19 protein-coding genes and 1 tRNA gene are annotated in these 18,713 nt (G+C 60.7%); 12 read left to right on the top strand and 8 right to left on the bottom strand.

Translation table 11 applies throughout. From position 1 onward, the window contains the following. The 4 genes from B3605_RS20750 to B3605_RS20735 all read right to left on the bottom strand — a co-directional run. Positions 1-177, bottom strand: a 177-nt coding sequence (locus tag B3605_RS20750) for a porin (protein ID WP_296435853.1), incomplete at its 3' end; no start/stop codon positions are given. A 628-nt stretch (positions 178-805) separates the two neighbouring features. After that, positions 806-895 (bottom strand) — tRNA-Ser (locus B3605_RS20745). An 82-nt stretch (positions 896-977) separates the two neighbouring features. Next, positions 978-2,195 (bottom strand): NAD(P)/FAD-dependent oxidoreductase, encoded by a 1,218-nt coding sequence (locus tag B3605_RS20740; RefSeq protein WP_296435847.1) that lies wholly within the window; start codon positions 2,193-2,195, stop codon positions 978-980. 78 nt (positions 2,196-2,273) lie between these two features. Continuing rightward, the gene (locus B3605_RS20735) at positions 2,274-3,389 is read right to left on the bottom strand and encodes a Gfo/Idh/MocA family protein (protein ID WP_112941376.1); all 1,116 of its coding nucleotides are present in this window, start codon (positions 3,387-3,389) and stop codon (positions 2,274-2,276) included. A gap of 199 nt (positions 3,390-3,588) precedes the next feature. Here B3605_RS20735 and B3605_RS20730 point away from each other — a divergent pair, with 199 nt between their 5' ends. The 5 genes from B3605_RS20730 (at position 3,589) to iolB (ending at position 10,529) form a co-directional block, all read left to right on the top strand. Further along, a complete protein-coding gene (locus B3605_RS20730) occupies positions 3,589-4,464 on the top strand; it encodes a MurR/RpiR family transcriptional regulator (protein WP_018898825.1) in 876 nt (291 codons plus the stop codon). Between the two features lie 95 nt (positions 4,465-4,559). After that, positions 4,560-6,497 (top strand): bifunctional 5-dehydro-2-deoxygluconokinase/5-dehydro-2-deoxyphosphogluconate aldolase, encoded by a 1,938-nt coding sequence (locus B3605_RS20725; protein WP_112941377.1) that lies wholly within the window; start codon positions 4,560-4,562, stop codon positions 6,495-6,497. A gap of 86 nt (positions 6,498-6,583) precedes the next feature. After that, entirely contained in the window at positions 6,584-8,434 is a 1,851-nt protein-coding gene (iolD, locus tag B3605_RS20720; protein WP_112941378.1) for a 3D-(3,5/4)-trihydroxycyclohexane-1,2-dione acylhydrolase (decyclizing), read from the top strand. A 183-nt stretch (positions 8,435-8,617) separates the two neighbouring features. Next, positions 8,618-9,538 carry a myo-inosose-2 dehydratase gene (gene iolE / locus B3605_RS20715; protein ID WP_112941379.1) on the top strand — a complete coding sequence of 307 codons (921 nt, stop codon included), beginning with the start codon at positions 8,618-8,620 and terminating at the stop codon, positions 9,536-9,538. Between the two features lie 193 nt (positions 9,539-9,731). Then, the gene (gene iolB, locus B3605_RS20710) at positions 9,732-10,529 is read left to right on the top strand and encodes a 5-deoxy-glucuronate isomerase (protein ID WP_112943683.1); all 798 of its coding nucleotides are present in this window, start codon (positions 9,732-9,734) and stop codon (positions 10,527-10,529) included. A gap of 66 nt (positions 10,530-10,595) precedes the next feature. Here iolB and B3605_RS20705 read toward each other — a convergent pair whose 3' ends face one another. Further along, positions 10,596-11,027, bottom strand: coding sequence for a glyoxalase superfamily protein (locus B3605_RS20705; RefSeq protein WP_112943684.1), 432 nt, complete (start codon positions 11,025-11,027; stop codon positions 10,596-10,598). A 347-nt stretch (positions 11,028-11,374) separates the two neighbouring features. Between B3605_RS20705 and B3605_RS20700 the strand changes: the two genes are divergently transcribed. Next, positions 11,375-11,707, top strand: a complete 333-nt coding sequence (locus B3605_RS20700) for a hypothetical protein (protein ID WP_026283067.1) — start codon at positions 11,375-11,377, stop codon at positions 11,705-11,707. A 59-nt stretch (positions 11,708-11,766) separates the two neighbouring features. Here the strand turns inward: B3605_RS20700 and B3605_RS20695 are convergent, their stop codons facing one another. Continuing rightward, on the bottom strand, positions 11,767-12,210 hold the full coding sequence (locus B3605_RS20695) for a host attachment protein (protein WP_112943685.1): 444 nt from the start codon (positions 12,208-12,210) through the stop codon (positions 11,767-11,769). Positions 12,211-12,391: 181 nt separating this feature from the next. Here B3605_RS20695 and B3605_RS20690 point away from each other — a divergent pair, with 181 nt between their 5' ends. From B3605_RS20690 to B3605_RS20680, 3 genes are all read left to right on the top strand, one after another. Then, on the top strand, positions 12,392-12,793 hold the full coding sequence (locus B3605_RS20690) for a DUF2177 family protein (protein WP_112943686.1): 402 nt from the start codon (positions 12,392-12,394) through the stop codon (positions 12,791-12,793). A 109-nt stretch (positions 12,794-12,902) separates the two neighbouring features. Continuing rightward, entirely contained in the window at positions 12,903-13,298 is a 396-nt protein-coding gene (locus B3605_RS20685; RefSeq protein WP_018898834.1) for a hypothetical protein, read from the top strand. Positions 13,299-13,389: 91 nt separating this feature from the next. Beyond that, positions 13,390-14,502, top strand: a complete 1,113-nt coding sequence (locus tag B3605_RS20680; RefSeq protein ID WP_112943687.1) for a pyridoxal phosphate-dependent aminotransferase — start codon at positions 13,390-13,392, stop codon at positions 14,500-14,502. Positions 14,503-14,636: 134 nt separating this feature from the next. On the opposite strand, the gene B3605_RS20675 is transcribed toward B3605_RS20680, so the two are convergent. After that, entirely contained in the window at positions 14,637-14,903 is a 267-nt protein-coding gene (locus B3605_RS20675; RefSeq protein WP_018898836.1) for a sel1 repeat family protein, read from the bottom strand. Positions 14,904-15,339: 436 nt separating this feature from the next. On the opposite strand from B3605_RS20675, the gene B3605_RS20670 reads away from it, so the two are divergent. The 3 genes from B3605_RS20670 to amn all read left to right on the top strand — a co-directional run bounded on the left by B3605_RS20670 (position 15,340) and on the right by amn (position 17,680). Beyond that, entirely contained in the window at positions 15,340-15,678 is a 339-nt protein-coding gene (locus tag B3605_RS20670) for a DUF2147 domain-containing protein (protein ID WP_047513524.1), read from the top strand. Positions 15,679-15,849: 171 nt separating this feature from the next. Beyond that, the gene (locus tag B3605_RS20665; RefSeq protein ID WP_247750131.1) at positions 15,850-16,059 is read left to right on the top strand and encodes a hypothetical protein; all 210 of its coding nucleotides are present in this window, start codon (positions 15,850-15,852) and stop codon (positions 16,057-16,059) included. A 118-nt stretch (positions 16,060-16,177) separates the two neighbouring features. After that, a complete protein-coding gene (gene amn, locus B3605_RS20660; RefSeq protein WP_112943688.1) occupies positions 16,178-17,680 on the top strand; it encodes an AMP nucleosidase in 1,503 nt (500 codons plus the stop codon). Positions 17,681-17,695: 15 nt separating this feature from the next. On the opposite strand, the gene B3605_RS20655 is transcribed toward amn, so the two are convergent. Then, positions 17,696-18,658: a lysylphosphatidylglycerol synthase transmembrane domain-containing protein gene (locus B3605_RS20655; protein ID WP_112943689.1), complete on the bottom strand. Its 963-nt coding sequence runs from the start codon at positions 18,656-18,658 to the stop codon at positions 17,696-17,698. Positions 18,659-18,713 lie beyond the last annotated feature (55 nt).

Raw genomic sequence — 18,713 nt, 5'->3', positions numbered from 1 at the left:
GATCTTCAGGCAGGTTTCCGTGCCCGGGATGTAGAAGTAGCCGGTGCCGTATGCGTCGCAAACGCGAACGTATTCTACTGCTTCCGGTTCAGCTGCAACAATCGCGTCAGCAGCCTGAGCGCCGGATACAACTGCCAGAGCAGCTGCGGAGCCGAGAAGTAGGCTCTTGATGTTCATATTGACCTCCAATTCAAAGTTTCGATCGGATCCGGGTTTTCGCCGTTTTGGCAGCGTTCCCTGCCCCGTCACCGTGTTTCAAGAAGTCGGACGATCAACCGCCCTCGCTTCCGAAGTTGAAAATACAAGACCCGGCCTGTCACGCAATCACCAACTTGTGCGATTGGGGGATTTACGACAGCCTTCCGTATGCGCTGTTGCTGAAAGGTCACAAATACGACATGCGGCCATTCCGTTTCTTTATACTTCGTTAAGAAAGCCCTGGTTTTGCGGGGGTTTAGTGCCAAGCGGCAGCACGGCGGAACCCGGCGATGTGCCACATTGGTACCGTTTTCCGGCCAGATTCGGCGGGATAGCCAAGGATTTTAGCAGGCGAACAAATAAGCCGCGTGACAGATCGGCGAAGACCGCCGGTGGAATCGCTTGTGAAGCGTCGGATGATTCTCAAAGCGATTCTACGCGGCGCTGTCATCGTCGTGTCATGTCGATGATGACAAGGTCCGCCGCGCGCAAAGACGCGCTCGCATGAACACATATGTTCGATGCAAAAATCACTGAAATGTCTGTTTGGAAAATCCGCTGAGCTAGGAAGCGGCAACAGTGCGTCCGGATCGGACAATTGGGATGATGGCGGAGAAGATGGGATTCGAACCCACGATACCCTCTCGGGTATACTCCCTTAGCAGGGGAGCGCCTTCGACCACTCGGCCACCTCTCCGGTCGAGAGCCTGATAGAGTCATTCGCTGGGGGACGCAAGCGCTTTTTCGGCTTTGCCCCTGAAGAAAAAGCCGGCTTATTTCTAAGCCAGCAATTGCTTCAGATCGGAAGACCCATCGGCGAGGATGGACTTGTCGGGGTTTATGCCGAGTTCCAGCATCTTCTTGCCGCTGACATAGGCCTTGGCATCGTCGATCGCATCGACAGCGATGAACTTGCCGGATTTGAAGTACCAGATCGAATGCGCGCCTTCGCGCGCGCCGGGGCGGAGCAGCGTTTCGTCGTAGCCGAGATTGAAGCCGGCGATCTGGAGTTTCACATCATATTGATCGGACCAGAACCAGGGCTTCGGCTCATAAGGCGCGCTGCCGCCGGCGATGATGGCGGCGGCCGCGTCGGCCTGGTCGACGGCGTTCTGCACCGATTCGAGACGGATGCGCCCACCCTGCCAGGGAAGAGCCGCGCAATCGCCGGCGGCGAAGATCGAAGGGTCGGAGGTGCGCGCGAATTCATCGACGACAATGCCGTTCGCGACTTCGAGACCCGATTCCTTGGCGAGCTGGTCGTTCGGCGTCACGCCGATGCCGACGATGGCGAAATCGATATCGATGATCGAGCCATCGGAGAGTTCGGCGCCGACGAGCTTGCCGTCGCGGCCGATCAGATGCTTGAGGCCGGTCTTTTCGCGAATCTGTACGTCATGCTCTTCATGGATGACGCGCATGATATCCGCGGTCTCCTTGGCGGCGACACGCTGGAGAATGCGGTCGGCCATTTCGATGACGGTGACTTCAAGGCCCAGATGGCGGGCAACGGCAGCCGCCTCGAGGCCGATATAACCGCCGCCTATAATAAGGACGCGGCGGCCTGGACGCATTTCGGCGGCCAGAAGATCGGCGTCGCGCTTGTCGCGGGCGACATAGACACCTTCGAGATCGCCACCAATCGCCGCCGGCAGGCCACGCGGGGTGGAGCCAGTCGTCAGCGCCAGCGTGCCGTAATCGATGGTGGAGCCATCTTGGAGCAGAACCTGCTTCTTGTCGCGCTTGATCTGCTCGACCCATGTGGAGAGACGAATCTCGACGTCGTTGTCGATGAACCACTGCTCCGGGCGAAACAGCAGGCGGTCGAAGCTCATTTCGCCGAGCAAATACTTCTTGGTGAGCGGCGGGCGCTGATAAGGCAGCACGTCCTCGGCGCCAAGAATGGTGATGGGCCTGGTATCCTTGAGCGCGCGCAGCTTGGCCGCCATTTCAAAGCCTGCCTGACCCGCGCCGATAATCACCAATCTGTCCGTCACGATATCGCTCCCGCATTCACTGTATCGAGCAAAGGCCTATCCCCTGCCCCTTGCGTCGTCAACCGGAGCGGAGCGCCGTCAGGCGATCTCGATCCAGCGGCGCTGGTGATAGGACTCTGCCATGGCGTGAACAGACTTTTCTATCCTAAGACCGTCTTCGAATGTGACGATCACCGACGGCTCACCGGAAATCGCACGAATGAGTTCGCGGCATTCAATGATCTTCAGATCGTTGAAGCCGAGGCCATGGCCTGGCGCGGGAATGAACCGGTCATAGGGATGGTGGGCGGGGGCGGCCAGGATCTTGCGGAAGCCCTGCTCGCTGCCGCAGCCATCGGCGTGATAGAGCTCGAATTCATTCATGCGCTCCTGATCGAAGGTGATCGCGCCTTTCGACCCGAATATCTGCAACGCGATTCTTCCCTTTCGACCCCAGGCAGCGCGGTTGGCCATCAACACGGCGGAGATGCCGCCCCCAAAACGCATCAGCACATTGGCCGCGTCGTGATTCTCGACCGGTCGCCGACCACCGTCCTTCATGGGGCGATCGGCATAGGGCTTTGCCATATCTGTCACCACGGCTTCGACATGGCCGAAGAGGTACCAGAGCAAAGACAAAGGATGGACGGCGAAATCGTCGAGCGCGCCATAACCGGCCGACAATTCGCTCTTCCAATAAAAGAGCGCGTCCGGATCGGCCATGAAGTCCTCGTCCATCTCGACGCGGATATGATTGACCTGCCCTATGGCACCTTCGCCGATCAGCGTCTTGATGTGGCGAATGATCGGGTTCTGGATATAGTTGTAGCCGAGCACGGCCACCTTGCCGGAGCGCCTGGCAGCATCCAGCATGCGCTCGGCATCAGCAAAGGCGGGCGCCATCGGTTTTTCGCACCAGACGTGCTTTCCTGCTTCGAGCGCTGCAATCGCCATCTCGGGATGAAACTGGTTCGGCGTGGTGACCGAGACGACATCGACATCGGGGTCGGCGATCAGCTGGCGCCAGTCCCCCGTCGCCTTTTCAAAGCCGAATTCCGAGGCGCGCGCATCGGCGAGATCCCTGTTCGCCTCCGCCAGATGCACGAGGCGGGGACGCCCGACATCGCCGAAGACGGTCTTGACCGCATTCCATGCAAGCGCGTGGCACTTGCCCATATAGCCCGTGCCGATCAAGCCGACGCCCAATGACTTCATGATATCCTCCCGCTCCGAGAATGATTTTGGAATGCTTGGACCATTTTGACAAGACGGGCTGGCGAGCCCAGAAGCAGGTGAAAGCCATCAAACAGCGGAAAAGGCTCGATATTTCTCACATAAAAAACAAATATGCCGGCGAATGGAAATCATCTATGGTCGGGAAACTGGAATATACGTTTCATTTTCGGATCAGCACATGGATAACGACCCCAAGGCCCCCTCTCGCGTTCCCAGGGATTTCGAGAGCCTGCGCAGCACGATCATCGAGCGCAAGGCGACCATGCCGAAGCGGCTGGCGCAGGTGGCTGCCTTCGCGCTGGCCAATCCCGACGAGATCGCCTTCGGCACGACGGCAAGCATCGCGTCTGCTTCCGAGGTTCAGCCATCGACGCTGGTGCGGCTTGCGCATCACCTGGGATATGAGGGTTTTTCCGACCTGCAGAGCATTTTTCGCGAGCGGCTGCGCGACCGGACACTGACTTACGAAGAGCGGTTGGTGACGCTGGAGCAATCGGGTGGCGAGGACGAGGACGCCAATCTGCTTTCCGGCTTCATCTCGGCCGCCGGCCAATCGATCAACCGGCTGGCAGCGACCGTTCAGTCGGACACCTTCAGCAAGGCGGTCGATATTCTGGCGGCGGCCGATACCATTTATCTGATCGCCAAGCGCCGCTCCTATCCGCTGACAGCGCATATGAGTTACGCCTTCTCGAAGCTCAATATCCGCCACCAGATCGTCGCGTCCCCCAATGGGGTCGATGCCGAGACCGTCCAGTTCGCCACGCCGAAAGATGCGGCGATCGCGGCGAGTTTTTCGCCCTACGCCGCTGAAAGCCTCGGCCAGGCGGAGATGCTGAAGGAGCGCGGCGTACCTGTTGTCGTGATCACCGATTCGGCCTTCTCGCCGCTCGCCACCAGCGCCGCCTGCTGGTTCGAAGTGGCGGAGGCCGACTTTGCCGGCTTCCGCTCGCTTTCGGCATCGATGGCGCTCACCATGGCGCTGCCGGTGGCCATCGCCGAGCGGCGGCGAAAGCTGGGACAGCCAAAATCCAAAAAAGCAAAAATGGAATAAACATTCTGAATTGACATTAAATCGGAACCGATGTTTCATCGATTGATATCACCGGCGGACATCCACGCCGGATTGAAAATGATCGGGAGGACATGATGGCAGAACCAAATCCGGGCACACAGCCGGGGCTGTCGCTTGATGTGATCACCATCGGCCGCTCGTCGGTCGATCTCTATGGCCAGCAGATCGGTTCCAAACTCGAAAACATCGCGTCCTTCGCCAAGTCTGTCGGCGGCTGCCCGGCGAATATCGCGATCGGCACGGCGCGCCTCGGCCTGAAGTCAGGCCTGATCACCCGCGTCGGCGATGAGCAGATGGGCCGCTTCATTCGCGAGCAATCGGCACGCGAGGGTGTAGCAACCGACGGCATCGTGACCGACAAGGGGCGCCTGACGGCGCTGGTGCTTCTGGCGGTCGAGGCCGAAGGCGTCTCGCCGATGATCTTTTATCGCTCCGACTGCGCCGACATGGCGCTTGAGGAAGGCGATATCGACGAAGCCTATATAAAGTCGTCGCGCGCGGTGCTGGTTTCGGGAACGCATTTCTCGCGGCCGAACACGGAAGCGGCGCAACGCAAGGCGATCCGTATCGCCAAGGCCAACGGCCGCAAGGTGATCTTCGACATAGACTATCGTCCGAACCTCTGGGGCCTTGCCGGCCACGCCGAAGGCTTCGAACGCTATGTGAAATCCGACCGCGTGTCCTCCAAGATGAAGGAGACGCTGCCGCACTGCGACCTGATCGTCGGCACGGAAGAAGAGATCCTGATTGCATCGGGCGCCGACGACGTGCTCGGCGCGCTGAAGGAAATCCGCCGCCTGTCGCCTGCAACCATCGTCTTGAAGCGCGGCGCCATGGGCTGCATCGTCTATGACGGGCCGATCTCGGACGATCTCGAAGCCGGCATTGTCGGCGAAGGCTTTCCGATCGAGGTGTTCAACGTGCTCGGCGCCGGCGATGCCTTCATGTCCGGATTCCTGCGGGGATGGCTGAAGGATGAGCCGCTGAAGACCTGCGCGACCTGGGCGAATGCCTGTGGCGCCTTCGCGGTCTCCCGCCTCCTTTGCTCGCCGGAATATCCGACCTGGGCGGAACTCGACTTCTTCCTGAAGAACGGCAGCAAGCATCGGGCACTGCGCAAGGACGAGGCGATCAACCACATTCATTGGGCCTCGAACCGCAAGGGCGACATCCCGCTGCTGATGGCACTCGCCATCGATCACCGCTCGCAGCTGACAAGCGTCTGCGACGAGCTCGGTGTCGACTACAAGCAGATCGTCGCCTTCAAGCGGCTCGCGGTCGAAGCCGCGGCGCGCGTCGCCGATGGCCGCAGCGGCTATGGGATGCTGATCGACGAGCGTTTCGGGCGCGATGCCTTCTTCGACGCGGCGACCAAGAATTTCGCCTGGATCGGGCGCCCCGTCGAACTGCCCGGCTCGAAGCCGCTGCGTTTCGAGTTCAGCCAGGATATCGGCTCGCAGCTGGTCGAATGGCCGCTCGATCATTGCATCAAGTGCCTGTGCTTCTATCATCCCGACGATCCCGCAGAGCTGAAGAGCGAACAGCAGGAGAAGCTGCGGACGCTATTCGAGGCGGCACGCAAGGTTGGCCGCGAGCTTTTGGTCGAGATTATCGCCAGCAAGAACGGGCCGCTGACCGACGACACCATCTCGACGGCGATGGAAGAACTCTATGCGCTCGGCATCAAGCCGGACTGGTGGAAGCTGGAACCGCAGGCATCGAGTGCGGCGTGGAAGAAGATCGACGCCGTCATCGCCAAGAACGACCCCTGGTGCCGCGGTATCGTGCTGCTCGGGCTGGAGGCACCGGCGGACGAGCTGGTGAAGGGCTTCGAGGCGACGCTGGCAGCACCTTCGGTCAAGGGCTTTGCCGTGGGACGCACGATCTTTTCGGATGCGGCGCGGGCCTGGCTGTCGGGCAAGATCAATGACGAGCAGGCGGTCGCCGACATGGCCGGACGCTTCCGTGAACTGACCGAGGCGTGGTTGAAAACACGCGGGCTAGCTTCTTAATTACGAATGGACTCCTCCTCAGCCCGGTGCATTAGGCGAGCCGTTGGGGAGGGGAAAACGGATACGAGAATTGCGGGAGGAGCCTTATGGGCAAGACTGTACGATTGACGATGGCGCAGGCCGTCACCCACTTTCTGAAGAAGCAGATGACCGTCATCGACGGCAAGACGGTGCCGATCTTCGGCGGCGTCTGGGCGATCTTCGGCCATGGCAATGTCGCGGGCATCGGTGAAGCGCTCTATCAGGTGCGCGGCGAGCTGACGACCTATCGCGCGCACAACGAACAGGGCATGGCGCATGCCGCGATCGCCTATGCCAAGGCGAGCTTCCGCCAGCGCTTCATGGCCTGCACGACATCGATCGGCCCCGGTGCGCTGAACATGGTGACGGCGGCGGGCGTGGCGCACGTCAACCGCATCCCCGTGCTCTTTCTCCCAGGCGACGTCTTCGCCAACCGCGCGCCGGATCCGGTGCTGCAGCAGATCGAGGATTTCGGCGACGGGACGGTTTCGGCCAACGACGCCTTTCGCCCAGTCTCGCGCTATTTCGACCGCATCACCCGGCCGGAACAGATCATTTCGGCGCTGAAGCGCGCCATGCAGGTGCTGACCGATCCTTATGATTGCGGTCCGGTTACACTGTCGCTTTGCCAGGATGTGCAGGCGGAAGCTTTCGATTATCCCGAGAGCTTCTTCGAGGAGCGCATCTGGACCACGCGGCGCCCTCGCCCCGATGCGGACGAGCTGGCGAATGCCATCGCGCTGATCAAGAAAGCCGAAAAGCCTGTCATCATCGCCGGCGGCGGTGTGCTCTACTCGCAGGCGACGAAGGAGCTGACGGAATTCGCGGATGCGCACGGCATTCCCGTTGTCGTCACGCAGGCGGGCAAATCGGCTATCGACGAGCGGCATCCGCTGGCGCTTGGTTCGGTCGGTGTCACCGGCACATCGGCGGCCAATGCGCTTGCGGAAGAAACCGATCTGCTGATCTCCGTCGGCACACGCTGCCAGGATTTTACGACCGGTTCGTGGGCGCTGTTCAAGAATGAGAAGCTCTCCATCCTCGGCCTCAACATCGCCGCCTACGACGCCGTCAAGCATGACGGGCTTCCGCTGGTGGCGGATGCGCGCGAAGGTTTGAAGGCGATCTCCGAGGGGCTTTCCGGCTGGAAGGCTCCGGCAGCACTGGCGGCGAAGGCCGAGAAGGAAAAGAAGATCTGGACGGAAGCCGCCGCCAAGGCGATGGCGACCACAAACGCTGCGCTTCCTTCCGACGCCCAGGTGATCGGCGCGGTCACGCGCACCATCGGCGGAGAGAACGCGATCGCGCTTTGCGCGGCGGGCGGCCTGCCTGGCGAACTCCACAAGCTCTGGCCGGCCACCGTGCCAGGCAGCTACCACATGGAATATGGCTTCTCCTGCATGGGCTACGAGATCGCCGGCGGCCTCGGCGCCAAGATGGCGCATCCCGACAAGGATGTCGTCGTCATGGTCGGCGACGGGTCCTACATGATGCTGAACTCCGAGCTCGCGACCTCGGTGATGCTGGGCCTGAAGCTCAACATCGTCCTCCTGGACAACCGCGGCTACGGCTGCATCAACCGGCTGCAGATGGGCACCGGCGGCGCCAACTTCAACAATCTGTTGAAGGACTCCTATCACGAGGTGATGCCTGACATCGACTTCCGCGCGCATGCCGAGAGCATGGGAGCGATCGCGGTCAAGGTGTCCTCGATCGCCGAGCTTGAGCAGGCGATCGTCGATTCGAAGAAGAACGATCGGACCTCTGTGTTCGTGATCGATACGGATCCGCTGATCACGACGGAGGCCGGTGGGCATTGGTGGGATGTGGCCGTGCCGGAAGTGAGCTCGCGCGAGGAGGTCAACAAGGCTCGCGCCAACTACGTGAAGGCGCGTGAAGCGCAGCGGATTGGGTGATTTGAGACGTTAGAGTGCGGAGCCCCCTCATCCGCCTGCCGGCACCTTCTCCCCGTTGGGGAGAAGAGATTCGTGGTGGGCGCTCGCTCTATCTTCCCTTCTCCCCCTCGGGGAGAAGGTGCCCGTAGAGCGGATGAGGGGGTCACGCTCGCTGACTTTAGAGAATGACGAGGAGAAACAACAATGAAAGCCAAACTTGGCATGTCGCCCATCGCGTGGTGGAACGACGACCTTCCTGAACTCAGCGACGACGTGTCGCTCGAGGAATGCCTGCGCCAATCGCGCGGCGCCGGCTTTACCGGCATGGAACAGGGACGCCGGTTCCCGAACAATCCTCGGGAAATGCTGCCGATCCTGAAGGCCGCCGACGTGACGCTGTGCGGGGGATGGTTTTCCGGCACGCTCGTCGACGAGGAGCTTGCGGCCAACAAGGATCGCATCCAGCCGATGATCGAGCTGTTCAAGGCCGTCGATGCGCCCTGCATCGTCTATGGCGAGGTCGGCCGCTCGATCCAGGGCGACCGCTCCAAGCCGCTCGCCACCAAGCCGAAGCTCTCCGACGACGAGATGAAGGCCTATGCGCGCCGCGTCACGCAGTTCGGCGAATGGTGCGCCGAACAGGGCATGTCGCTTTCCTACCACCATCACATGGCGGCGGTGGTCGAGACCGAGCCGGAACTCGACGCCTTCATGCGTAACTCGGGCTCAGGCATTCCGCTGCTGCTCGATGCCGGCCACCTCGCCTTTGCCGGCGGCGACGTGCTGCGCGCCATCGACAACCACCACGCCCGCATCAACCACGTCCACGTCAAGGACATCCGCAAGTCGGTGGTCGACGGTCTCGAGCGCAGCAAGCAGTCCTTCCTCGACGCCGTAGCGCTCGGCGCCTTCACGGTGCCGGGCGACGGGTCTCTCGATTTCGGGGCGATCGTGAAGCGTTTCGCCGATTACGGCTATGAGGGCTGGTTCGTCGTCGAGGCCGAGCAGGACCCGCGCAAGGCGCCGCCGCAGAAGATGGCGGAGATCGGTCACGCCGAACTGATGCGGGTGATGACGGCTGCTGGTTATACGGTGGAGACGGAAGGGTTTCCGAAGGGGGCTTGAGGATAAAAGACCCCTCCCCAACCCCTCCCCACAAGGGGGCGGGGCTTTAACTTGCGGCAGCGCCTCGCCACGAAGTTTGCTCTCACGGATGAGACCTAACGGTGAGAATACCGAGAGTGCTGGGCTTAGCCCCTCCCCCTTGTGGGGAGGGGTTGGGGAGGGGAATTCGTTGACAGATATCGAGGAGAAACAAATGCCAAACCTCAAAGTCAAACCAACAGGCACGCACGGCCGCGTCACCCATGTGACGCCCGAGAGCGCCGGCTGGACCTATGTCGGCTTCGACATGCACCGACTGAAACCCGGCGAGACAGTGTCGGGCGAGACCGGCGAGCGCGAGGTGTGCCTCGTCTGGGTGAGCGGCAAGGGCAAGGCCAGCGCCGGCACCAGGGATTTCGGGACGCTCGGCGAACGGATGAGCCCGTTCGATGGGGCGCCGCATGCGCTTTATATCCCGATGGAATCGGCATGGTCGGTGACGGCAGAGACCGATCTGGAGCTGGCGGTCTGCTCGGCGCCGGGCGGTGGCGCCTACGAGGCGAAGGCGATCCCGCCGGGCACGCATCCGGCGCTGACACGCGGCAAGGGCACCAATGTGCGCTACGTCAACAACATCATGCCCGAGGATGACGCATCGGCCTATTCGCTGCTCGTCGTCGAGGTGATCACGCCGGGCGGGCATACGTCCTCCTACCCGCCGCACAAGCACGACCAGGACAACCTGCCGAACGAGAGCTTCCTCGAGGAAACCTATTACCACCGCCTGAACCCACCGCAGGGTTTTGGCTTCCAGCGCGTTTATACCGACGACCGCTCGCTCGACGAGGCGATGGTGCTCGAAGATGGCGACGTGACGCTGGTGCCTAGGGGGTATCACCCCTGCGCTGCCACGCACGGCTACGATCTCTACTATCTCAACGTCATGGCCGGCCCGAAGCGCGTCTGGAAGTTCTACAACGCGCCGGAGCATGAGTGGCTGCTCAAGGCCTGAGACCGGAAGCATGACGACAAAAGCCGCGCCTCGACAGCGCGGCCTTTTCGTTTCAGCCACGCGGTCTCAGATGTCGAGCACGAGCTGCGGCAGGCCGTTCGAGGTCTTGCGCGGGGAAACGCCGTTCTCGTCGACCTGCGCGTTGACCCTCTGGCGAAAGGCCGAGAAGCTCTCGAAGGTGACCACGTCGACGGGCTCGTCGAAATGAAGCGTCAACTTGTGCAGGCCGCCGGCTTGCTCGCCAAGCGCCAGGATCTTGCCGGTGAACGGCTGGTTGAGATAGCGGCCGCTGACGCGTGCGCCGACTGTGAGTGCGGCAAGCGGCGCGGAATTGGGCCTGCTTGCCAGCGCCGATAGTGTGTTCCAGTCGCGGACGCCATGCTGGCTGGCGATCAGCTCCAGAGCCGCGCTATGCGAGATCGGTGTGCCGCTGGATTCCAAGGCGCCACGTAATCGCTTTGCCTGGGCCTTCAGATCGTCGATCGAAGGATAGTTCATGGTTCAGCCTTTCAAAAAGGCATGCTGTTCGAAGCAGTTGGGAGCTCGCATTGCCACCAGTCAGCATGCACAAGGGGCTGTGACCGTTCATTGCAGGAGATCTTCACCATGGATTTTCATCCGCGAGCGGCAGGCGTCTCGAACCGGTTTTCGGTATGAGGCAGGGACGCGCATCTGTCAACCTGCGCAAATTTCCGGCAAAACTGACGAATATTGCCTAAAAATGGGACTTGTGAGCGCCGCAATCTACATAAGCATCTAGTTTTAAAGATCTTTTTCAGAACTATTCAGCACACTTGCCCTAGATTGAAACCAGACAACCAGCGGAGGCGACCATGGCCTTTCAGATGCACCTCGATACTGCACATCCCGAACCGGAGCAGGCTTACCGGGAATTCGCGCTTGATCGCCCCGGCAAGATCATTTTCGTCGGCCATCACCTCAGCACCGCTACCCAACTCCGTTGCCTGATCCGCAGCATCACACTCGCGGGCGCAACGCTCGAAGTGAATGCGTCGATCGAGATGCCGAACCATTTCTTCCTGGAAATTCTCGGCATCCAGGACGAGATCGGCGCGACGCTCGTTAAGCGCGAGGGCGACCTTGCGACGATCAGCTTCAACATGCTGATCAACCCGGAATTCCTGCACCACGTGTTGCGCCTGAGCTTCGAAAACTAGGACCAGCCACCCATAGAAAAAGAGCGGGCTTGCGCCCGCTCCGGCTTCGCCTGATCTCGTCAGGCCGCCAAGCGCCGCTCGATCTGGTCGATCGGCAGGTTCGTGTAATCCTTGGGAATTTCGGCCGAGATAATGGCCTGTGCCTCGACGCTGAGGTTGGAACGAAGCGTTCCGAGCGCGCGGGGCGGCGCCACCAGCACGATGTTGGTCGCATCCTTCTCGATGATCAGGTCATCCAGCTTGAACGCGATCTGCTTCAGGAATTCCGCCTCGGCCTGATCGTGCCAGCTAAGTTCCTCGACCGCGCTGCCACGGCCATCCGCATTGTGCGCCCGGCCAGGCTTGTCGGTGCCGATTTCCCGATCGGGCTCGTTCGGTTGCGCCAGAGTTTCCCTGACCTTGAGATCGACGCCGTTGACGTCGCCGTCATTCTGCATAATCAGAGCCTTGCCTCCGTCGCATACCACAACCCAGGAATTTCGCGGCACTCTGATGTCAGCCATATCAGTCTCCTTGATCTTCTATCTTGAGCGCGAAATTCGCACTCGGGAGCACAGACTTGTGCTCGTGAACAGGAGGCAAACGCCCGGGGTCGTAAAGAGTTCAACGATTTGTGGAATTCGCGCGATAGGCAATCCAATCCGTGTAGAGCGCGTACAGAGAGGCAAACGTCAGGACAGGATCATGAAAACAGCTCTCGTCGCCTATGCCGGTTCATTTGGTACGCTGCTCGTGTTGGATGCCATATGGCTCGGCTTCGTCGCCCGGACATTCTATCGCGATCAACTGGGCGATCTGATGCTGCCGTCGCCGAATTTCGGCATTGCCGCGATCTTCTATCTTTTCTTCGCCGTCGCCGTTGTGGTGCTCGCCGTGCTTCCGGCGATCGCGTCGGGGTCGCTATGGACCGCCGTCATCTACGGCCTGATCCTGGGGCTTGCCGCCTACGGGACCTATGACGTGACGAACCTCGCCACGCTGAAGAACTGGCCGCCGCTGATGAGCATCGTCGATCTCGCCTGGGGCGGCTTTATCACCGCAATGACGGCCGCCGGCGGATTTTTTGCGGTCCGAGCCTTCAGTTAAATTCTCATTCACTAAAATTGTAGGGACTTCGTTGACGATTGCGCAAAGCATTCATGTGACGCTCCATTGGAAAGACTAGGATTTTCCTGATTTTAGGAGTGTGCCTGCGATGTCGATGCTCAACAACACGCACCTCACGACGGTGAAATCGGAGATTTACGAGACCCGGTGGGAGCAGTTCAACGTGCGGCGTCCGGCCCGCATCGTCGCGGTGCGCCCCTGCCTGACGGGTGTCTCGATGCGCAGCGCCGAGATCATCGACATCTCGCGCGGCGGTGCCACGCTTCTCGTCGCTTCGGCGACCGGTCTTCCCAAGCACTACTATCTCAACATCCTAGGGCTGGCCTACCGCATTGGCTGCGCCGAGGTATCACGGCGCAATGAGCGCCTGCATGTGCGCTTCATCAACACGATCGAGCCCGAGGTATTGCGCCGCGTCGTGCGTGCCGACTTCATGATCGGCAATATGGAAGCGATTAGCGCGAGCCGCACGATCAGCATGTAAATAGGCTTCCCAGGGGAATAATCGTCCTTGCCATGGCACCATCAGCGCCTATTGTTGGCGCGATTTTCATAGCCTTGGGAAATGCCCTTCAATGTCTGCCTTCTCGCGCTTCACACCGCTTGTCAGCGCCCTGCCCTCCACCGTTCCCTTTGTCGGCCCTGAGGCCATCGAGCGTCAACGCAGCCTCGCCGTCAAGGCGCGCATCGGCGCCAACGAAAATGGCTTCGGCCCCGCCCCATCAGTGCTGACGGCGATGCGCGAGGCGGGTGTTGATATCTGGAAATACAGCGATCCCGAGAACCATGACCTGAAAGAAGCGCTTGCCGCCCATCTCGGCACGAGTGCGGCCAATATCGCCATCGGCGGCGGTATCGACGAGCTGCTCGGGCAGATCGTGCGCATGGTGATCGAACCCGGTGCACCCGTCGTCACGTCGCTCGGCGGCTATCCGACGTTCAATTTCCATGTGGCAGGCTTCGGCGGCCGGCTGGTCACCGTTCCCTATGTGAACGATCGCGAAGATCTCGACGGATTGCTGGATGCGGTGAAGCGCGAAAACCCGCCGCTCATCTACTTCGCCAATCCTGATAATCCGATGGGCAGCTGGTGGGATGCCGACCGCGTGGTGGCTTTTGCCCGCGCGATCCCTGAGACCACGCTGCTGATCCTTGACGAAGCCTACAGCGAGACCGGCCCTGCCAGCGCGCTGCCGTCTATCGCATCGCTGATCGATCTGCCCAACGTGATCAGGACGCGCACCTTCTCGAAGGCCTACGGCCTTGCCGGCGCGCGCGTGGGCTATGCGATCTCGACGCCGGGCACTGCGCTCGCCTTCGATAAGATCCGCAACCATTTCGGCATGAACCGGATGGCTGTCGCCGGCGCAATCGCCGCGCTCAAGGATCAGGCCTATCTCTCGGAGGTGATTGCCAAGATCCACGCCGCGCGCGAGCGGATTGCCGGTATCGCCGATGCCAACGGCCTGCAGGCGCTGCCTTCGGCCACCAACTTCGTCGCCGTCGACGCAGGCCGCGACGGCACCTATGCGCGGGCGATCGTCGACGGGCTGATGCAGCATGGCGTGTTCATTCGCATGCCGGGAGTCGCTCCGCTCAACCGCTGCATTCGCGTCAGCGTTGGCCCGGCCGCCGATATGGACCTGTTCGAGGCAGCACTTCCTCAGGTTCTGAAGTCGATCGGCTGATTGAACGACAAGAACCGCGCCGGCCTTGTTCCTGCCGGTCGCGGTTCGATATGTCGGCGTAGGCTCCGCACGGCGCCTCGCCATCCCCTCTTCGAGGTTATTGTTTTTATTGAATTGTTTTCGGTGCCGGTATCTTAGTGAACCGTCATCCATTCGCGAGCCGCGCGCAGCGCCTCGACAAGCTGCATCTTGTCCATCGTGGCCGCGAGATCGGCGCGCAGTTCGGCGGCGCGATCGTGGCCCTTGATGGCGGCGATGTTCAGCCATTTGTGGGCCGCGACGAGGTCAACGGAGCATCCGCGACCTGTCGCGTACATCAGACCCATTTCGCAGAAGACATCGGCGTTGTTTTCGCCACCCATGGTGGCCGTTTCAGCATTGTGCATTTCAAAGCGTGCCATCGGTTTTATCCCTGTTTAGCCTGTTATCGACTTACCCTGTTTTACCTCGGAGCCTTGCCGTCTAACGCGGCGTTCGGTCTCTTCGGTTCGGCGGGTTTGCCCCGCTCGTTTGATGGGTTCAATATGCAGCAAGCCCTTCAAAAAACGCCTAAAATGCATGATTAATTTGAGACAAACAAAGTGCAAACGCTTGGTAAAATTGGGTTTTTGTTAAACATCGGATCGCCTGCTCATTAAGGATTCCGGCATTTGCTTAAGGAAAAATTCAGATTTGAAAATCAACCCTTCGTTCACCACGAAATCAGCGCCCAAATGAAAACACACGACAATTCGTCTTCGCGAACAGGCACTTTCAGGCATGCCGGAACCACGAATATTTACCTTTACGTTCGCGTAAGCTATCGTCCGCAACCTCAGGACATCAGGGAGGAATAAGATGATCCGCAGTCTCATTCTGGCGAGCGCATTGGCGCTTTCCGCAACGCTTGCGCATGCCGAGGAGCCGATCGCAGGCAATTGGAAGACGGTGGCCGGCGACACCGCCGTGATCGCATCCTGCGGCGGCAGCTACTGCATCACGCTGAAGACGGGCAAATATGCCGGGCGCAAGATCGGCACGCTGACTGGTAAGGACGGCACCTATAATGGCGAGATCACCGACCCCAGCAACGACAAGACCTATAGCGGCTCGGGCACGGTTTCCGGCAACTCGCTGAAGATGAAGGGCTGCGTGCTGGCCGTGCTCTGCAAGTCGCAGACCTGGACACGCCTGTAAGACAATATCCGGTGCCGCCCGGCCCATCGGGCGCATCTCCTCCGTCCTTCCCGCCCATGCTTGTTTCATGAACGGCGGATGAATTCCGATCTCAGCATCGGTTCAGCCTGACCATGGCAAAACGGTGTCATTCTAAAGTGCACTGCGTCGCAAGCAGCACCCGGCGCACACATGACATTCGGAACATGGCACATGGGCAAGGATACGGAAGTGCTTATCATGGCAAGACGCTTCACCATCATCACGCTGTTCGCAGCGATCTTCGCCGTCTCGTTCTCGGCGGCGGTCAACCGCAATGCCGGCGGCGGCGCGCAGTCGCATTTCGGCGCCAACTATACCTGCGTCGACAGAACCAACCCGATCTGCACCAGCGTCAACTGACGCCATCGCGACCGGCAAGCGCCGACCCCGGCTGCCGGTCATCCTGATCATTCAGGTCTTGTCATGCTGGTCATGCACGCGTCGTTTGCTTGTTAAGAACGACGTACTATAATGCCTCATGAGCAACCGAATCTCTCCTTCTGCCCCCCTCGACGTCTCGTCTCCGAGTCCCTTCAAGCCGCAAAGTTTCGACGATCCCATCAAGGCCGTCGAAGCGCTGACAGAGCTTTACGAGCGCAACACGAGCTTCCTGATCGAGCACTTCAAGGAACTGGCGCAGGGCGCGCCGATCACCTCGCGCTACCGGGCGTTTTATCCTCAGGTGAGCATCGAGACGACAAGCTTCGGCCATATCGACACGCGCCTTTCCTATGGCCACGTCACGGCGCCCGGCATCTACACGACGACGATCACCCGTCCCTCGCTCTTCCGGCATTATCTGAAGGAACAGCTCGGGCACCTGATGCGCAATCACAATGTGCCCGTCGTCGTTTCCGAGTCGAACACGCCGATCCCGCTGCATTTCGCCTTTGGCGAAGGGGCACATGTGGAGGCGTCCGCGTCTGCCTTCGTCGATGTGCCGATGCGCGATCTCTTCGACACGCCCGACCTCAACACCACCGATGACGAGATTGCCAACGGCGAATATATCCCGCCGCCGGGCGAGCCCTCGCCGCTTGCGGCCTTCACGGCGCAGCGTATCGACTATTCGCTGGCCCGCCTCTCGCACTATACGGCGACCGGCGCGCAGCACTTCCAGAACTTCGTGCTGTTCACCAACTACCAGTTCTACATCGACGAATTCTGCGCCTGGGCGCGCAAGCTGATGGCCGAGGGCGGCGATGGCTACACATGCTTCGTCGAGCCCGGCAATATCGTCACCCACGCCGGATCGAGCAGGCCGGAAACGGACGCGACACTATCGCGCCTGCCGCAGATGCCAGCCTATCACCTGAAGAAGAAGGGCCATGCCGGGATCACCATGATCAATATCGGCGTCGGCCCCTCCAACGCCAAGACGATCACCGACCACGTGGCGGTGCTGCGCCCGCATGCCTGGCTGATGCTCGGCCATTGCGCCGGCCTGCGCAACAGCCAGCGATTGGGCGACTACGTGCTGGCGCATGCCTATATGCGCGAAGATCACGTTCTCGACGACGACCTGCCGGTCTGGGTGCCGATCCCGGCGCTCGCCGAAGTGCAGGTGGCGCTGGAGGCGGCCGTGGCCGAGATCACCGGCTACGAAGGCTTCGAGCTCAAGCGCATCATGCGCACCGGCACCGTGGGTACGATTGACAACCGCAACTGGGAACTGCGCGACCAGCGTGGGCCGGTGAAGCGGCTGTCTCAGGCCCGCGCCATCGCGCTCGACATGGAATCGGCGACCATTGCCGCCAACGGCTTCCGCTTCCGCGTTCCTTACGGCACGCTGCTTTGCGTCTCCGACAAGCCGCTGCATGGCGAACTCAAGCTTCCGGGCATGGCCACGGCCTTCTATCGCACACAGGTCAACCAGCATCTGCAGATCGGCATCCGCGCCGTACAGAAGCTTGCTGCCATGCCGCCGGAAACGCTGCATTCGCGCAAGCTTAGAAGCTTCTTCGAAACGGCCTTCCAATAGGCCACCTCGCCTGCCTCAAGAGGTACGACGACGACCGAACGGCAAGGAGATTGCCGTTCCCGTGAGTGCGGAAACGATGATCAGCAGATGGGCATTGATGCTTGCCCGCGCGAGTGCCGCAATATCCGCGACATCGCTCGACGCGCCGAAGGCAACGACCCCTGCCGTGATGCCCGCCGGATAGGTGCCGACGCCGCCAGGGGCATGCATCGGCAGCACCGACGACAGCTCACCGCCAAGCGCGCCGCCGAAGCTTGCAGCGGCCGGCACCACCCCCATCAGCCGCAGCGCCCAGGCAAGCACCAGCACCTTGACCAGCCAGTTGATGACGGTCATCGCCCAAGCGCGGGCGAAGGCCGAAGCATTTGCGGGCAGACCGTTTTCGATTTCGGCGACGAAGTGTTGCAGCTTCGCAGGCAGGAGCTTCGCGGCAAGGCGCACGAGCGGTTTGCGCGCCGCAAACGCTATGACCGGCAGCAGCAGGAATGCGGCCCAGAGAAGCCACGCAATCAGTTTGTGCGACGAGGCGATTGCGAAGCCGATCCCTGCTGCTGCGAAGAGCGCATGAAGATCGAGAAGACGCATGACGAGCAGCGCCGCTGTTCCCCGCGCTAAGGGAATGCCGAATTCGGTGCGCATCAGCAATGGGAAGCTGGTTTCGCCGGTTCGAAACGGCAGCATGATGTTCAAGAGATTATGGACTTGCGTGACGCGGAAAAGCGCCGCGAACCGGCCACGCGTTTCCAGCGGGAAATAATCATAGGTGCGCCAGGTGCGAAGGAAATAGGTACTGGTAAGAAGAGCGAGGGCCGCGACGATCGTTGGAACGCCTACCTCGGCCCATTGCCGTAGAATGGTGGACCAGCCCCAGAACCACTCGATGAAGACGGCATAGACTATGACAATTATGACTGTGAACAGCAGCATTCGATTGCGTGCGAACCAGGATTGTCGGCTGGCAACCACCGGAGACTTCATGTACTAGCTTCCTGCCTTCGGCCGACAGAAGAGCGGCACCACTGGGCGGCGTTTT

Origin of the sequence: Rhizobium sp. UBA1881, assembly GCF_002338015.1 — a bacterium.
In the GTDB taxonomy this organism is placed as follows: Bacteria; Pseudomonadota; Alphaproteobacteria; order Rhizobiales; family Rhizobiaceae; genus Rhizobium.
This window is presented reverse-complemented; position numbering and strand designations above follow the sequence as displayed.

Coding starts and splice junctions, on each gene's coding strand:
- B3605_RS20735 (WP_112941376.1), bottom strand. CDS start 3,389: ATGAAGTCATTGGGCGTCGGCTTGATCGGCACGGGCTATATGGGCAAG.
- B3605_RS20730 (WP_018898825.1), top strand. CDS start 3,589: ATGGATAACGACCCCAAGGCCCCCTCTCGCGTTCCCAGGGATTTCGAG.
- B3605_RS20725 (WP_112941377.1), top strand. CDS start 4,560: ATGGCAGAACCAAATCCGGGCACACAGCCGGGGCTGTCGCTTGATGTG.
- iolD (WP_112941378.1), top strand. CDS start 6,584: ATGGGCAAGACTGTACGATTGACGATGGCGCAGGCCGTCACCCACTTT.
- iolE (WP_112941379.1), top strand. CDS start 8,618: ATGAAAGCCAAACTTGGCATGTCGCCCATCGCGTGGTGGAACGACGAC.
- iolB (WP_112943683.1), top strand. CDS start 9,732: ATGCCAAACCTCAAAGTCAAACCAACAGGCACGCACGGCCGCGTCACC.
- B3605_RS20705 (WP_112943684.1), bottom strand. CDS start 11,027: ATGAACTATCCTTCGATCGACGATCTGAAGGCCCAGGCAAAGCGATTA.
- B3605_RS20700 (WP_026283067.1), top strand. CDS start 11,375: ATGCACCTCGATACTGCACATCCCGAACCGGAGCAGGCTTACCGGGAA.
- B3605_RS20695 (WP_112943685.1), bottom strand. CDS start 12,210: ATGGCTGACATCAGAGTGCCGCGAAATTCCTGGGTTGTGGTATGCGAC.
- B3605_RS20690 (WP_112943686.1), top strand. CDS start 12,392: ATGAAAACAGCTCTCGTCGCCTATGCCGGTTCATTTGGTACGCTGCTC.
- B3605_RS20685 (WP_018898834.1), top strand. CDS start 12,903: ATGTCGATGCTCAACAACACGCACCTCACGACGGTGAAATCGGAGATT.
- B3605_RS20680 (WP_112943687.1), top strand. CDS start 13,390: ATGTCTGCCTTCTCGCGCTTCACACCGCTTGTCAGCGCCCTGCCCTCC.
- B3605_RS20675 (WP_018898836.1), bottom strand. CDS start 14,903: ATGGCACGCTTTGAAATGCACAATGCTGAAACGGCCACCATGGGTGGC.
- B3605_RS20670 (WP_047513524.1), top strand. CDS start 15,340: ATGATCCGCAGTCTCATTCTGGCGAGCGCATTGGCGCTTTCCGCAACG.
- B3605_RS20665 (WP_247750131.1), top strand. CDS start 15,850: ATGACATTCGGAACATGGCACATGGGCAAGGATACGGAAGTGCTTATC.
- amn (WP_112943688.1), top strand. CDS start 16,178: ATGAGCAACCGAATCTCTCCTTCTGCCCCCCTCGACGTCTCGTCTCCG.
- B3605_RS20655 (WP_112943689.1), bottom strand. CDS start 18,658: ATGAAGTCTCCGGTGGTTGCCAGCCGACAATCCTGGTTCGCACGCAAT.